General features: G+C 66.8%; 7 protein-coding genes. 5 read left to right on the top strand and 2 right to left on the bottom strand.

The window, feature by feature from the left end:
- The first annotated feature begins 19 nt into the window (after positions 1-19).
- The 3 genes from Q0994_RS27795 to Q0994_RS27785 all read left to right on the top strand — a co-directional run bounded on the left by Q0994_RS27795 (position 20) and on the right by Q0994_RS27785 (position 10054).
- The gene (locus Q0994_RS27795) at positions 20-5398 is read left to right on the top strand and encodes a DEAD/DEAH box helicase (protein ID WP_299539725.1); all 5379 of its coding nucleotides are present in this window, start codon (positions 20-22) and stop codon (positions 5396-5398) included.
- A 266-nt stretch (positions 5399-5664) separates the two neighbouring features.
- On the top strand, positions 5665-7185 hold the full coding sequence (locus tag Q0994_RS27790; RefSeq protein ID WP_299539723.1) for a hypothetical protein: 1521 nt from the start codon (positions 5665-5667) through the stop codon (positions 7183-7185).
- A 1186-nt stretch (positions 7186-8371) separates the two neighbouring features.
- A complete protein-coding gene (locus Q0994_RS27785) occupies positions 8372-10054 on the top strand; it encodes an Hsp70 family protein (RefSeq protein ID WP_299539720.1) in 1683 nt (560 codons plus the stop codon).
- Positions 10055-10106: 52 nt separating this feature from the next.
- Here Q0994_RS27785 and dcm read toward each other — a convergent pair whose 3' ends face one another.
- Positions 10107-11465, bottom strand: coding sequence for a DNA cytosine methyltransferase (dcm, locus tag Q0994_RS27780; RefSeq protein WP_299539717.1), 1359 nt, complete (start codon positions 11463-11465; stop codon positions 10107-10109).
- A 239-nt stretch (positions 11466-11704) separates the two neighbouring features.
- On the bottom strand, positions 11705-12442 hold the full coding sequence (locus tag Q0994_RS27775; RefSeq protein ID WP_299539716.1) for a hypothetical protein: 738 nt from the start codon (positions 12440-12442) through the stop codon (positions 11705-11707).
- A gap of 78 nt (positions 12443-12520) precedes the next feature.
- Here Q0994_RS27775 and Q0994_RS27770 point away from each other — a divergent pair, with 78 nt between their 5' ends.
- Positions 12521-13933, top strand: coding sequence for a ParB/RepB/Spo0J family partition protein (locus Q0994_RS27770; protein ID WP_299539713.1), 1413 nt, complete (start codon positions 12521-12523; stop codon positions 13931-13933).
- Complete coding sequence (locus Q0994_RS27765; RefSeq protein ID WP_299539712.1) at positions 13933-15765, top strand: DEAD/DEAH box helicase; 1833 nt, start codon at positions 13933-13935, stop codon at positions 15763-15765. Before Q0994_RS27770 ends, Q0994_RS27765 begins: the two co-directional genes overlap by 1 nt.
- Positions 15766-15838: the final 73 nt, after the last annotated feature.

The raw sequence follows: 15838 nt of genomic DNA, 5'->3' as shown, positions 1-15838 counted from the left end.
AGCGCTGAGGGACACCCTCATGCGGTACTACGACACGCCGTTTGCGGTCGATGACGAATCCGTCATGCGCGAGAGGCGGGATCTCCTCAACACGGACGGCGGGGCGTGGAGGGAGCCGCTTCTCGAGCTGCGACCGCAGTACCAGATGAGCGGGATGCCTCTGGAGGACTCCTTCCGGGCAGCCGGGGCGCACCCCCAGGCAGCGGACTTCGCCCGGTTCGCGCTGCCCGACGGCGTGGAGGAGCTCTTCCGCCATCAGCACGAGGCTCTTGTCAGTGCGTGCGGAGACGGCCGTGACTTCGTCGTTACCGCTGGTACTGGTTCAGGCAAGACCGAGGCATTCCTGCTTCCGCTGATTGCAGATCTCGTGGCCGAGTCTTCTCAATGGACCGGGCGGGGAAGCACGCAGTCCCGCTGGTGGCAGGACGGTGAAGGGTTCGCTCCCAGCCGGAGCGGCGAGCCCGGGCATCCGGCAGCGATGCGGGCCCTCGTCCTCTACCCGACCAATGCCCTCGCCGACGACCAGCTGGTGCGGTTGCGCCGGGCGCTCGACAGCGATCCGGCCCGTGCGTGGCTGGACCAGCACCGCAATGGCCACCGCTTCTACTTCGGCCGCTACACCGGGGCCACCCCCGTCTCCGGGCCTTCGGACTCCCGCCCCGCTCTGGACCGGATGCGCACCTACATGACGGGACTCGAGGACCGAGAGAACCGCAGCGGCAAGAAATCTCATGACTTCATTCCGCGCGTAGGCGGCTCCGAGATGCACGCCCGCTGGGACATGCAGCATGCTGCCCCCGACGTCCTGGTCACCAACTACTCGATGCTCAACATCATGCTGACCCGGCCGCGGGAGGATCCGCTCTTCCGCGCCACTAAGCGATGGCTTGAGACCACCCCGGGGGCCCGCTTCACTCTCGTCCTGGACGAACTCCACATGTACCGGGGAACGGCTGGAACCGAAGTCGCCTACCTGCTCCGCAAACTCCGCCACCGCCTCGGCCTGGACTCAGCGCCGGACAGGTTCCGTGTCCTCGCCGCGTCAGCTTCTCTGGAAGCCGGACGCGACGACGACTTCCTAGAGGCGTTCTTCGCTCTGCCGAGCGGCCGGCAGACGGTGATCCCCGGCCACCTCGTGATGCCCGCGCCGCGGCCAGTCGACCTTTCGGAGCATCTGAGCGCACTCTCCGGGGCCGCCGCCCAGCAGCTCACGAGCAAAGAGGCCAACGAGCTCCTGGACTCCACCGGCGCTGCCGACGCACTCGCCCTGACGCTTGCGCCGGAGGGAAAGCCGCAGGCTATGGCGCTCCCCGATGCGGCCGAGAAGCTCTTTCCCGGCGCGCCTACGCACGACGGGCAGGCAGAGGGATTGCGGGGTGTCCTCAGGGCGCTCGCTGTCGCCGACGGGAAGGGGCGCCCGAAGCTCCGCGCCCACATGTTCTTCCGCAACATCGACGGCATGTGGGCCTGCTCAGACCCCATGTGCCCCGACGTGCCCGGGGAGCGGACTCCGAAGCGCCGTGTCGGCCGCCTGTTCCGTACGCCCACCCCTCGGTGCAGCTGCGGCGCGCGCGTGCTGGAGCTCCTGTACTGCCAGAGCTGCGGCGACCTCATGCTCGGCGGATACGCCGTGCCGTCCTCGATGGGGCGTGAGGCGTTCAAGGGCTCACTCCATACGGATTTCCCGGACTTCGACCGGCTGCCGGACGAGGTGACCGGCGCCCCCGATGCGGGCAACTACGTTGTCTACTGGCCGCGTACTGCGGCGCTCGGCACGGAGGAAGCGTCGTGGAGCGGTGGCGAGTCGAACAAGGGGCGCCGTGCGGCGTTCGAGTTCCGGGAGAGCCGGTATCTGCCGGACACCGGGCGCCTGGTCAACGACAAGGCCAGTCCGACCGGGTGGTCCTTCCACGTGGTGCCCGACCGGAAGGGGGAGGGCAATCCCATCGACCTCAAGTCCCTGCCGGCCGTTCCGACCCGCTGTCCCGCTTGCGGGGACGACTGGGAGCAAAGGCAGGTCCGCGACGCCCGAACCGGGGCGATGAAGCCGGTGGGCATCGACCACCCCTCTCGTCTGCGCAGCAGTCCGGTGCGGCGGATGCGTACCGGCTTTGAGAAGCTCAACCAGGTACTGACCTCCGAAGTCCTCGGCCACCTTCCGGACGCAGAGCGCAAACTCATCGCGTTCTCGGACAGCCGTGACGATGCTGCGGATCTCGCGAGCGGCCTGTCCCTGCGCCACTACCAGGACCTCCTCCGCCTCATGGCGGCCGAAGCCGTTCAGGAGCAAGGCGATCCGCAAGCGGACCTTCGGCTGTTCAAGGCCTTCTACGGTGATGGAGGCGCTTCCACCGACCGTGACCAGGCAGTCGCAGCCATTACGCGGCTGCGCGGCAGGCATCCGCGAGAAGTAGCCGACCTCAAGGACATCCTCCAGGACGACCCGCTCGCCGACCCTGCGCGGATGCCGGAACTTGAGTCTGTGCTCGGCCGCCTGCCGTCGTTCTCAGACCTGCGCTACGACCTTCGAGGCCGCCTGCTCGACCGGGGGATCAATCCTGGCGGCCCAGCGGCGTCCTTGCAGGACCACAAGGGGATCCGGTGGACATCCCTCTTCGACTGGAAGGGGGACCGGGGACGCAAAGCCGGCCTTACCGGTGACCAGGAGGAGTTCCTCTCACGAATCGAAGACAACCTGGGCCGAGAGTTCGTGCAAGGGCTGTTTACCGGTGCCGGGATGGACTTCGAGTCCCTCGGGCTCGGCTGGCTCAGCTTCTCCGACGACCGGTCCCCAGTCGACCTGCCCACGGGCTCCGACCTCTCCCTGGCCAGGGCCAGCCTGCGGGTCCTGGGCATGATGCGCCGCTTCAAGGAACTGCGCGGCGGCTCTGAGAAGCCGCCGGCACCGCTGGCCCGATTCTGGAAGGCCGTCGCCCAGAGGGAAGGTGCGGAGTACGGGGATGTGATCGATCGCGTCCTCGGAGTCTGGGGAACCGCCGTCGTCCAGTACACGATCGATCCTGCCAAGGTCTCTTTGAGGGTGGGCAGCGGGCGCACCTGGACCTGCCCCACCTGCCGCCGCCCCCACCTCCATCCGGGCGCGGGTATCTGCACCAAGTGCCGAGCCCAGCTGCCCGCGGACCCGCAGAAGTACGAGGGCGCTCTCAACGACGACTACTACGCCTGGAAGGCGGAGAGCGGCACCGGAGGGTTTGCATTGCGCGCCGCCGAACTCACTGGTCAGACCGATCGGATCGAAGCGCAATCCCGTCAGGCGAGGTTCCAGGACGTCTTCCTCGGCGAAGACGACGTCGAGGCTGCCGACGGCATCGAAGTCCTCTCGGTGACAACGACCATGGAGGCCGGCGTCGACGTCGGCTCCCTCCACACCATCATGCTGGCCAACATGCCGCCCACGCGGTTCAACTACCAGCAGCGGGTCGGACGCGCAGGCCGTCGGGGCAATCCGACCGCTGTCGCCCTCACTGTCTGCCGAGGCCGCAGCCACGACGAGCACTACTTCGCCCGGCCTGAGGAGATCACCAACGCGCCGACTCCCGCTCCCTACCTCGCGCTCGGCATGGAGTCCGTCTTCAAGCGGGTCCTACTCGGCGAAGTGCTCCGCCAGGCGTTCGCTTCTATCGCCGCCGCGGGGGCTTCCAAGAGCACGCCGCTGACTCAGAACATCCACGGTGAGTTCGGTACGGCCCAGGACTGGCCGACGCACTCCCATGCGGTCCGTAGATGGGTCGCGGAACACCAGGGCGATGTAGCCGCCGCTGGACGGGCGCTGCAGGCCCGCACACCCGAGGCGGTCGCGTCTCTTGACCCAGCGGCCTGCGCCGATGAACTCATCGACCAGATCGATCAGGTCGCCGCTGCCCCTACCGGCCATTCCGACCTGAGCCAGCGCCTCGCTGAGTCCGGCCTGCTTCCCATGTTCGGCTTCCCCACCAGGGTCCGCTACCTCTACACCCGGCTGCCAGATCGGAACTTCCCGTGGCCGCCGGACGGAGCCATCGACCGGGACCTCTCCCTCTCCCTCACCAAGTTCGCCCCCGGCGCGGAGACCCCTCGCGACGGTCGTCTGCACCAGTCGATGGGCGTTGTCTCCTTCCGTCCGGGCCGAACGAAGCCCATCGCGCAGGAGGAGCCCTTCGGACCTGAGAACTGGGTTGCCATGTGCCGTCTCTGCGCGCACATCCAGCCCGTGGACCAGGAAAGCGACGCCGTCTCCTGCCCGGCGTGCGGGGCCTCCGGCCGCAGCTACACGGCGTTCCCCTTCCGCGAACCAGCAGGTTTCCGCGCAGGAGAGCCTCGAGACTACGACGGATCCCGCGAGTGGGGCCGCGGCGGAGCGAGCACGCGCACTGCTGCCGACCTCGAGAACGACGCCCCCCGTGTACCCCGTACGGCCGACGACTGGCTCGTTGTCCATGCTGGCAGCGGCAACCGGTACACCATCAACAGCAACAACGGCCGCCTCTTCCGCTTCAAGAAGGCCAATGGCCCGTGGCGCGGTTATCACGTCGTTGACAGCCCCAAAGCCCAGGCAGACCTAGAGACCGCATTGGGCGGTGCCGAGCACACGGACATGCTCTTCATCGGCGCCCGTGCCGCTGTCGATCCCCAACGGGGCCTCAGGTTCGACATCTCCGAGTACGGCCAGGAGCACGGTTTCGCCGATGCAGTGCACGGCCGCCGAGCTGCCTGGTACTCCTTGTCCGCACTGCTCCGCCGGGCCGCGGCCCCACATCTCGACGTGCAGGCGGAGGAGCTCATTGCCGGCATCCACGGGTCCGCCTCAGCCGCCTCCCCTGTCTTCGCCTACCTCGCTGACAGCCTGGAGAACGGCGCAGGATTCAGCACCCGTCTGGGTGCAGCGGATGAGATCGACAAATTCCTCGTGAAGGTCGTTGCCTATCTGGAAGAGCTCGGCGCAACCCACGCGGATGAATGCCTCGGATCCTGCTACCGCTGTCTCCGCGACTACTCGAACATGCGCCTGCATCCCCTTCTCGACTGGCGGCTAGCCCGTGACCTGATGGGCGTCCTGCACGGCGGCGGCCTGCAAGTCGACACCGCGGCCCACGAAACACTGCTTGACCGCTGGTCCAGGGACCGGACGGAGATCGAAGCGGACATCCGTCGGACGCCCGCTGGTCTGATCGCGTTGGTAGACAGCGATTTCTCGGAAGAACCCCTTGCTGTGGCGGTCAAGCACCCCTTGGAATCAGCTGAGTCTGGTTCCATGGCGCTGCGGCTGAGGAAGCTGTCAGAGGCGGCTGCCGATCTGGGCATCGCCGAGCGGACCGCGTTCGTGGATGCCTACTGCCTGGACCGGACCCCGGCAGCAGTGACCTCCGCGATTGCCCGGTATGCCGAGGACGAGCTGTGATAGGTAACCCGCTCTTCTCGCATTCTCCCGAACCTGCGCCTGAGGTCGGCGGAGCCGCGGCAGCACGCTGGGAGCTCCTCGAGAGGGAACGGCAGCGCCGACTCTCCCTGATCGCTGCCCGGGCCGCAGGCAAAGAGGTCCCCGCTCCTGCGGCCGCCGCGTCCTGCAGCCCTGAGCCAGCCGAGTCCGTACTGGAGAGCTCTCCCGCGGCCCGACTGCCCGAAGGCTTCAGCTCCGAGGAGCAGTGGAAGGCTGCAATCGGCGCAGTGCAAGACCTTGCCCAAGGCGTACGCGCAGCGGGCTTCCCGGCAACAGCGCTCGAAGATGGGACAGCGGACGCCGCCAAGGACCAGTTGGCGGCGTCAGCCCTCTCCGCCGTTCTACCGCTGCCCTCCATCGCAGCCGTCTGCCTGCTGGCTGAAGCCCTCGACGCTTTCCCGGATCTGCTGCCTCATCTGCAATCGGCTCGGGCAAGGGCGCTGGCCGACGACTTGCCCGGCCGGATCCCTGATGGCCACAACAGCGAACAGGGCGCCGTAGTCCGGAGTGAGGATTCAGACGCGGCATGGAGACGCTATACCTCCTACATCCGGGTAACCTCGCGGATTCGCATCACTGAAGAGGCACAGCAGGAGCTGCTGCAGCACTTGCCGTTGCCCGTCATCGACGACCTGATCGACCAGGGACGCCTCCGTAACCGTGGTCTGGGCTCTGCCGACGACCGAAGCCTCTACTTGCAAGCGCGCATAGCTCCGGCGCAATTGCCCACCCACTTGATCGCGGAACTCGGCTGGGAGGATGAGATCTTCCGGCGCAGTTGCATCACGCGGCTCGCGCAAGGCGACGTCACGGCCATCGACGACCTGATTCCGCACTCAACGGAGCCTTGGTCGCTGGCCTCCCAGCTGAGAGCAGTCCGCAAAACCGGCGAGCTCCCAAGGGGGCTTACTGACCGCAAGTGGCTGTGGCCTGTCTTGGAGAAGACGGCTCCTATGGCTCGGATAGACCTGGCCGCTCAGAGGGAATTCGCCAGCTGGTTCATGGTCCGGCGGATTCTCAGGATGGTGAGGAACGGCAGCCTCGCGGAGCTGCACGGTGACCACGATCGCGCGGAGATGTTCTTCCGACGCGCGTGGGATGAGACAAGAGCACTGCAGAGGCTGACGACGGCTGCCAGGTGGGAAGCTCACAACGTTCGTGCCTTTCTCCGGATCCTTCGCGCCTCGCCCAAGCCGTCGTATGAAGAAGCCTTGGAAGAGATCCACCCGCCCTCCGATCGCAAGAGGTCTGGAGAGGATCGGCTGCCAGCGCGAGCCAGTGCGAATCTGGCGCGCAACCGAGACATCATTCGGAATCTTCAGCACCGCCGGGAGAGCGACTACGTCCTGAATCCCTACCTCGCACTCGGACTCCGGGATCTGGCCCCGGAGTCTGAATGGAAGACCGCTTGGCGGTCACTGCGCCGCCGCCTCGGCGGAGAGGGGGAAGCAATGGCGAACCAAGCCAAGGACGCTATCCAGGCTGAGGAGCGCGGCCATGCAGTGCCCGGATCCTTCCGGCTGCCGATCTCTCCGGAAAAATGGGAGGTGCCGCCTGCGGCCGATGCGCCGTTCCACGATGGAGCCCGGCCTCTTCCGCGCCGTACCGACCCTGCAAGCGCCGGCGAACGCGAGTACGCCAGGAGCCAGGCTGCAGAAGGCATCCTGCGGGCTGCGTGTACCGGCCTGGGACTGCATTCTGCGCCAGGCAGCAGCCCAGTCCCCCCACCTGAAAGCAGCATCCAATGAGTAGTAATCCGAATAAGCGCAGGATGTCCTCGAAGGGAAAGCGGCGGCAGAGTACCGACCGAGGCGGCAATCCTTCCGGCGCGGCCGCTCAGAGCCATCAAACCGCTCGCGCACGGCAGGTGCCGCCCTCTTCCAAAGTCGCTCGGCGCGACGGCGGCCGGGCGGTGGAGCGCGATCGTCCGGTCCAGATCCGGATCGGGCCAGGCCATCCAAGGGTTGACCCCGGAACATTCGATGCTGCTGCCCTACTTTCCGAGCTGCTGTCCGTGCTGGAACCCAGAATCGAGGCCGGCTTGGGATCTCTCCGCGAAGCCCTAAGCCACCAGGATGGCGCCAACGACACCGCACGTGCTGCGCGATCAGCGGGAAAGCAGATCGCAGACTCCGTACGCGCCGGCGTGGTCGAAGGCATGAGGGTGAGAGAGCGGCATCTCGCCCAGTTGGCGGTAATCGATCGGGCAGCAGCGCACGCATCGTCTCTTCGAGAGCTCCGGGACCGGATCGAGACCGAGCTGGGTCTCGCTGGTCTCCAGCGCGTGATCGAGCCTGGTGACCTCTCAGCGTTCAACCTGGCGCGGTCGAACGAGGGAACTGCTGCCGGTGGCCCCCCGGCAGAAGGTGACGCATACGAGGTGCTGAGCCCCGCCTACTTGGATACCGAGACCAACCGAACAATCGAGTGCGGCTGGGTGCGACCCTTGGAGGCCGGATCCGCGAAAGCTCCGCCGCGGGGAAAAGAGCACGGGAGTTTCTCACGCCCTCACCCGCAGGGAAGGCTGCTTACCGACGACAAGTCGCCTGCGAAGCCTCCGGAGCAGCCCAAGGCCGGGGGAGGCGTGTCCGAGACGCGGCATCCTCCGGAGGACGACCGGCAGCAGACGGTAGAGCGGCAGACAACCGGTCGTCAGGTAGGGCGCGTTGGACGAGGGGAGGCAGATGGCAGTCCGTCCGGGAAGCTGCCCCTCCGGCAATCCGAAGGGGCTGGCAAAGAGGCACCTCAGGTGAGTGCGTACGAGCGCGTGAAGCACTCTGCGGACCGATCGGCGCCTCACACGAAAGCCTCCCCAGGTGGACGCGCTCGTTCGGGGAGCGGGGCCGTCTCCCCACACGTACGCGCCTACGCGGCGAAGCTCCGCGGAACAGACCAAGCAGGATCAAGCGATCACGCTGACGACGAGGGAGACCAGTGACTTTCGGAATCGACTTCGGGACCAGCAACTCGGTCGTCGCACGCTCGGACGGGTTGTCGAGCGAAATCGTTGCTGTCGACGGTGGCAACGTGCCTGCGCAGTGGCGCCTCCCAGAGTTCGAGGACCTCTTCCCCTCTGTCCTCGGGATCCGGGAGCTGCAGCGCACGCTCTGCTTCGGCTGGACGGCGAAGACGTCTTCAGCCATCCCGATCGACGCAGTCAAGCGCATGCTTGGAACCCGTTCTGCGGGCATTGAGCAAGCTGATGCCGACAGCCCTCTGCTCGATGAGCACCACATCTGGCTCGGCGGACAGCCGTTCCGCAGCACGGCTGCAGCGGCAGCCCTCTTCTCCCAGATGAAGGAAGCCGCACAGCGCAGTTTCCTCGACCTCAGTGAAGCTGTCATCACAGTCCCTGCGAATGCGACCGGCGGGGCCCGATACCGCACACGTGCGGCTGCGCGATTGGCCGGCATCAATGTGAAATCCCTCCTCAACGAACCGACCGCGGCAGCGATCTCGTATGCGAATGAAATCGACATCGCGGGAAAGCTGCTGATATTCGACTGGGGTGGCGGAACTATCGATGTCACCTTGCTGGACTACGACGGCAAGTACTTCGAGGAGCTGTCTTCTCGAGGCATCGCGGCACTCGGCGGTCTCGAATTCGATGAAGCGCTAGCTCGAATCGTCCTGGTGAAGCTGGGTGAGATCCCTGACAAGATGTCGCGTGATGATCGTGACAGCTGGCGCAGACTTGTTGAGCTCACGAAGATCTCACTGTCGCGACGGAATGTTCCCGAAGTGCCTCTCGACATTCCAGCGCTTGGGAAGTCACTCAACATCTCCCGTGCCGAGTACACCGCGGCGGTGGCCCCGCTGATCGAGCGGGCAATGGAACCGCTGGCGCAGTGCCTGCAAGACACGAGTTTCACTCCAGCCGACGTGGACGCAGTCCTGATGATCGGCGGTACTTCCCAAATCCCCGAGGCCCGGGACGCGGTCGCGAGTATCTTCGGCTCTGACCGCATCATCCCGCCCGAGCTCTGCAACCCCATGACGGCTGTGGCCCGCGGCGCTGCCATCTACTCTGCTGCGCTTGATGATCCCGACCACAAGGACCGCTTCAGCCTGGTCACCAACTACGACCTCGGGACCGCCTTCGATGCCGGCCCGCGCAAGGGGTTTCAACCTGTGATCCGCCGGAACCGGACCCTCGCCGCAACCGGTGAGTGCCGCTTCCTTCCCTCGCGCCCCTTCGCTTCCTCTGTGACCGTAGAGATTGTCGAAGGCGAGAATGGATACCCGGCCGACAGCGACCGCGCCTTTCCTCTAGCCGATCTGGAAGTGAGGCTTCCGAAGCCCGAGCAGGATCCCGAGCGGAATGCCCTGCTCGTCCGGTTCATCTACGATCACAGTGGAATCCTGACTGTGAAAGTGACGCATGAGTCGACTCAGCGTCTTCTTTTCAGTGGCGAGATCGACTCCTTCGGGAAGGATGGAACTCCACTTCAAGAAGGGTTGCAGGGCGAGCTGGTCCGACTTCTTTCCCTTACGGGTGCCCCACTGATGGAGCAGGGTGAGCAGCCTAAAGAGCCGAACGGTGCGAAAAGGCAGGAGGACCGCCCCCGCCTAGACTCAGGACTGACCGTTAACGGCGTTCCTCAAGCGGCGGTTTGACCCGCATCGGTGGGAACGCTCTCCGACCCCCTCGGAGGTGCGATTGCGACAGTCAGCTGATCTTGGAGCGGTGCTGGGTGAAGAGATCGTGGCGCTGGTGGTCGCGTTGGCCGACGAAGGCCTTGAACTCGCCGATGCTGTACGCGGCGGCTCCGTTGGAGCGCGTCACCGTCGTCATCTCGAAGTCGTGCTTGAGGTGGTTGAGGTGCCGCTCCACCGTCGGCTGGTCCATGGCCGTGCCCGCCGCCGCGAGCTTGGCGATGATCTGGTCGACTGAGAGTGCCCGCGTGCTGCTGCGCAGCAGCTTGTAAACAGGGTCGGTGACGACATCTGCGGTCTCGACTAGGTCGTGGGGCTCGCCGACCTTGTTCAGCGCGTTCCTGATCGAGTCGCCGAGCGCCTTGGCGACGGGCGGGGGGAACGCGTTGCCGATCTGTCGGTACACGCTGGTCTTCCGGCCATGGAACCGCCAGCGGAAGTCGTCCTCGTCGGCGTTCACCTCGCTGTCCGCGTCCTGCCAGCCCTGGATGCGGGCAACCATTGCCGTGGTCAGCTTCGGACGCGGGCTGCCCTCGATGACAGGGGGACCGTCTACCGAGGGCGCCTGGTCGGCCACGCCCATCGCGTCGACGCCCTTTTGCGCCCACGCTCGCTTAGCACGCGTCGGGCCGAGGTCGGCGCCTCCGTGCTTCTTCGACCCGCCGACAATGGTGGGCGCGATACCGGAGGCATTTTCGGCCCATTCGTGGGCGCCCGACCAGCCGTTCTTCGCCATGAGGTCTACCAGGAGCTCGCCAACGGATTTGGCGCTCCCGGGCTTGCGCTCCGGCCACACGAAGTAGGGGGCGAACTCCTCCTGGAGCGCAACCAGCACGAAGCGCGGACGCAACTGGGAGACGCCGAAGTCGTCCGCCTGGAGGAGCTGCCACTCTGCGATGTAACCGGAATCCTTGAGCCGGTCGAGGACGTGCTGGCGGTAGCCAGCGAAGCGGTTGGCGCTGAGGCCGCGCACGTTCTCCAGCAGCAGGGCCTTGGGACGCACCTTGCCGCATAGCTCGACGGCCCAGGCGAAGAGATCGCGCTCATCGCTTGAGCCCAGCTGCTTCCCGGCGATGCTGAAGGGGGGGCAGGGCACTCCGCCGGCGAGGAGGTCGAGGTCCTCCGCATCGACAACCGGGTTCCAGACAGCAGGGTCCGCGACGTCGCCAACCTTTACGGAGTCGCGCGCTTCTTCCTCGCTATACCCGAGGAACTCCACAAGGTTGCGGCGCAGAGTCTCAGCAGCCTTGTCGTCGAGCTCGATGGCGAGGCGGTGGCGGAAACCCGCCCGCTCCAGCCCGAGGGTCTGGCCGCCCGCGCCAGCGCAGATCTCAATGACCTTAAGCGGCTTCTCAGGCTCGACGGCCGACATAGCGATCTCCCTCCAGGCACGCCAGGATCTCCAGCGCAGAAGCGGCGGTGCTTCCGCAACCACCCAAGTGAACAGATAGGCATCCGGCAGCACAGGCTCCGCGCCAGCACCATAGTCGCAGGTGGCGGCCGACGGGCGCCTATCAGCCTCTCTAAACCGGACAAGAGTGGGGAGTCTACGCGGCGCCAGTGACAGCTTCCATCATGATCATTCGACGCGGAGGGCGTCTTCAATGCTGGTCAGGAGTCCAGCGCCTTGAGAACTTCCTCTTGCGCCGCTGCAGGGAGGCGGCGGTAGGCGTTCCAGGCCCGCTCGAGCGCTGTCGAGCCTCGGCGCCCCCGCTCGGCCCATCGGGCCAGCCGCCGCTGATCTGCCGGGTCCAGGTTCTTGATCTCCGTGAGGGCTCCATCGGCGCGTGTCGCCTGACCGCCGCCGCCAGCACGGCAACGCTTGCACTCCGTGACCAGGAGATCCTCCTCGCGGCCGTCGAGCAGAACAGAGGTACGCCGGGTGACCGAAAGCACGGCCGTCTGGTTTGAGTCATCTAGATAAGGCTCTGCGCTGCCGATACCGCACACCGTGCACATGTAGCCGTCGCGGGCAAGTACGGCCTGGGCCTGCTTGGCCGTGATCGTCTTCTCGGGTGCAGCTGCTCGGCGGGCGGCCGGGTCCCACACTGCGACCCCGGCCTCCACGAACCGCTGGTCCTCGGCCATGAGCCTGGCGTCTTCGGTGTTCGTGTGGATGACCCACCCGTAGGACCGGAGGTCGCGGAGTCGACGGTCCGCCTGCGAGACGCCGGGGAACGCGCTGCGGAGCTGCTCCTTGGTGAAGGTGTTGCCCTCACCGATCTCCTGGACGAGCCACAGCGCGCCCCTGATCATGGTTCCACCCTTGAAGGACGGGTCGTTCCAGGCGGGGAGGGTCACGTCTGCTCCGTTTCTCAAGTCGTCAGTCGTGCAAGTCTGGGTGATCACCAGCCCGTTGTCAGTGGCTCCTGCCATTATTCCTGACGAGCGTGTACGGCTGCTTACCCACCTAGGAGAGGCCTGGCTATGGCTGTGAAGTTCGGTGTTCCGCCCGAGGGCGAGCGGATCCGGTCCATGGTCGAGGAGCGGCTGAAGCAGGCCATGGCCGAGGACAGCGCCAAGGTCACCGTGGAGTGGCGCGGTGAGCAGAAGCACCTGAGCGTGATCTCCATGCCGGTGGACCTCCTCTACTTCAACCCCGACACCCACCGCATCCGCGCGCAGCGCACGCTGGACCCCGAACAGAACCGGGTGCTCGAAGAGGAGCCCTGGAGTGAGCCTGCGCAGGACTACCTCGCCCTCCTCCTCAGCCGGAACCCTGCGAATCCGACGCAGACGGACCCCGACTTCACTGCGCTGCAGGACGAGCTGGACGACTTCGGGCAGAAGGAGCCCGGCATCATCAGTCCCAACGGCATCCTCGTCGACGGGAACACCCGCTGCGCGGCCCTCCGCAAGATCGGGGTCAAGGACATCCGCGTGGGGGTCCTGCCTGCGGACACGTCGCGGCGGGATATCAACAACGTCGAGCTCGCCCTCCAGCTGCGGAAGGACAAGCGGCGCGAGTACTCCTACATCAACCGCCTGATCGCGATCGAGGAGGAGCTGGCCAACGGGCGGCGGCCGGAGGACGTGGCTCGGGACTTCAACATCAAGACCACGACGCTCCGCCAGGACCGGTGGGTCTACCAGCTGGTCAACGACGCCATCGACCGCAGTAAGGACCCCGCCAGTGGCGTCGGGCTGCGACTGGTCGACTTCGAGGACCACCAGGAGAAGCTCCGCGAACTGCAGCGCGACTACACCAAGCTCGCGAAGACGGACCCGGACGCAGCCGAGCAGCTGAAGGAGTCCCGGCTTGCGATGGTCGTCCTGAACTACCCGAAGACTTCGGTCCGCCTCGCTGAAGCCGACTTCCACACCCGCTTCCTCGACGAGCGGCTGCCGGACGACCTCCGGCCTGCCGCGCAGGAGTCCGCCGCGGTGTCCATCCCCGGCCTGCCGGGCGTCGCGGTCCAAGACGGCACGGCGGTGGTGAAGGCGACGCGGGCCCTCACCGACGACCTGCTGAGGGCCAAGGCTGCGACCCTCGCCGGAGACAAGCTCACCCCCTCGGAAGTGACACAGGCCGCTGCGAAGATCAAGTCAGCCCGCGGCACGTTCGACGTCGCTGTGAAGATGGCCGGCCAGAACGCGCAACTGCAGAAGCGGAAGATCGCAGTGCCCGAGCGCCTGACGGACGCCGCCGACTACGTGAACCAGTGCGCGGCGGAGTTCGCCGAGGCGAAGGCGAAGCGCGCCCTCGACGAGGACTCGTTCGACGACGCTCTGCTCACCCTCCGGGCGAGCCTCGCGCGCCTGGCCAAGCAGGCGGGCCGCACGTTCAGCTCGCCGGGTGACGGCGTCGAGTGGCTGCTCAACGCCACCCGGGAGAGCTGATGGGACTGCCCGCCTCCGCGGCGAGCCTCGAGATCGGCTTCGGCGACAGCGTGGCGACGGCTCGCTTGAGGGCCGGCGCCGGGTGCGAGGCGGACCTGCGCCGTCTCGCCCTGCGCTTCCGCAGCAGCGTGCAGCGCTCTCCCGCGAGCATGGAAGTCGACCTCGACGACCTCCTGACGAACCTCGTGGCGCTTGCGGCATGGCCTGCGCAGTCCAGCGTCGCCTGGGACCCGCAACTGGCCGCGCTTGCGACGGACTCCGCAGCAGATGCCCAGACGGTGTCCGACCGCCTCGACCCGGCGGCCGGAGGAGCCAGGGAGGTGCAGGAGGACGAGGTCGCCGGGCTGCTCGGCCCTGGGTGGACCGCCGGCCTTGCCTCCTTCCAGCGCCGTGACATCGCCAAGCTCCTCTCGCTGCGCCACGGGGCCAACTTCTCCGTTCCGGGGGCAGGCAAGACGCGCGTCGGTCTCGCTGTGTTCCAGGCGCTGCGCACGGCCAAGGGCGTCGAGCGCCTGCTGATCGTCGGTCCGAAGTCCTGCTACGAGTCGTGGCAGTACGAGAACGCGCAGTGCCTCAGCGAGCCGCTGCGCATGGAGGTGCTGTCCCGGGACACCGATCCGGCAGCCGATGTGATCATCGTGAACTACGAGCGCCTCAGCCAGTCAGTCGAGGAGCTCGGCCAGTGGCTGAGCGCCCGTCCCTCCATGCTCCTCCTCGACGAGGCGCACCGGATGAAGCTCGGTGGCGAGGGGAAGTACGGGGCAGCCTGCCTCGCCCTCGGCCCGCGGGCCCGCCACCGGTTGATCCTGACCGGCACCCCGGCTCCCAACGGGGTCAAGGACATCGAGAACCTCTTCGGCTTCGTGTGGCCCGGGTACGGACGCCAGAAGGTGACGCAGGCCGTGGCTGGCGGCGACCTCGCCAAGGCCAGCCAGGTGCTGCGCCCACTGTTCACCCGCACGACCAAGCACGAACTGGGGCTGCCCCCGGTGACGACGACCCTCCGCACCCTTCCGATGCCCCCTCTGCACCAGGAGGTGTACGCAGCCCTCATCGGCCGGTTCTCAGCCCGGGCCGCCGGATCGGAAGGCGACTTCCAGGCCCTCGGCAAGATCATCGTCTACATGCTGATGGCGGCCACCAGCCCCGCCCTGCTCGCTGTCGGCACAACCCGCTACGAACCGCTGAACTACCAGGTCCCGCCCCTGGCCGTGCCCGAGGGCAGCCCGCTCTTCGACCTCATGCGGGACCTCCCCAGCTACGAGATGTCCCCGAAGTACCGCGAGGTCCTGGCCATCGTTGCGAAGAACGCGGCCCAGGGCCGCAAGACCCTGGTGTGGTCCACGTTCATCCGCAGCCTGAACACCCTCGAGAGAGTCCTCAGGGAGTTCCGGCCGGCCATGGTCCACGGAGGGACGGAGGACCGCGAAGCCGAGATCGAGCGCTTCCGGAAAGACCCCGACAGCATGGTGCTGCTGTCGAACCCCGCCACGCTCGGCGAGGGCATCAGCCTGCACCACGACTGCCACGACGCGGTCTACGTCGACCGCGACTTCGCGGCCGGGCGGTTCCTGCAGAGCCTCGACCGGATCCACCGCCTCGGACTCGCGCCCGAAGCAGAGACCCGCATCACCGTGCTCGCCTCCGAAGGGAGCATCGACGAGATCGTCGAGCAGCGGCTGAGCGACAAGCTGCTCTTCATGGGGCGCATCCTCGACGACCCCGCGGTCCAGGAGCTCGCGGACCTCGATGAGGAGCCGGCCGTCGGCGGCGGCCTCGACCAGAAGGACCTCCAAGCGCTGATGGGCCACCTCCGTGCCCGTCCCGCCTAGGGCGTGTCCGGCGGATCATGGGCGGAGCCATAAGCGGACTGCCGCTGCGGTGACCGTGCCGTGGAAGACGTAG

This window comes from uncultured Streptomyces sp. (assembly GCF_947488945.1).
GTDB lineage: Bacteria > Actinomycetota > Actinomycetes > Streptomycetales > Streptomycetaceae > Streptomyces.
Note: the sequence above shows the minus strand (reverse complement) of the source record. Positions and strands in the feature narration are given on the sequence as shown.